Source organism: Pseudoalteromonas sp. G5_S1_54_S4 (assembly GCF_054968565.1).
This window is the reverse complement of sequence record NZ_JBQKUL010000149.1, coordinates 1-361: the sequence shown is the minus strand read 5'-3', so window position 1 is coordinate 361 and position 361 is coordinate 1. Positions and strand designations below refer to the sequence as shown.

Below are 361 nucleotides of genomic sequence, written 5' to 3'. Positions count from 1 at the left end.
CGACGAAGTTGAAATCGTTGGTATCAAAGAGACGACTAAGTCTACTTGTACTGGTGTTGAGATGTTCCGTAAGCTTCTTGACGAAGGTCGTGCTGGTGAGAACATTGGTGCACTTTTACGTGGTACTAAGCGTGAAGACGTTGAACGTGGTCAAGTACTAGCTAAGCCTGGTTCAATCAAGCCACACACTACATTCACTTCAGAAGTATACGTACTTTCGAAAGATGAAGGTGGTCGTCATACTCCATTCTTCAAAGGTTACCGTCCACAGTTCTACTTCCGTACAACTGACGTAACAGGTGACGTACAGTTACCAGAAGGCGTAGAAATGGTAATGCCTGGTGATAACGTTAAGATGACT

The 361-nt window shown here is 44.3% G+C and carries 1 protein-coding gene; it reads left to right on the top strand.

The genetic code is table 11. From position 1 onward, the window contains the following. Positions 1 to 361 (top strand): EF-Tu C-terminal domain-related protein (locus ACTRWE_RS19320; RefSeq protein ID WP_462880549.1); only part of this gene is annotated, 361 nt, incomplete at both ends.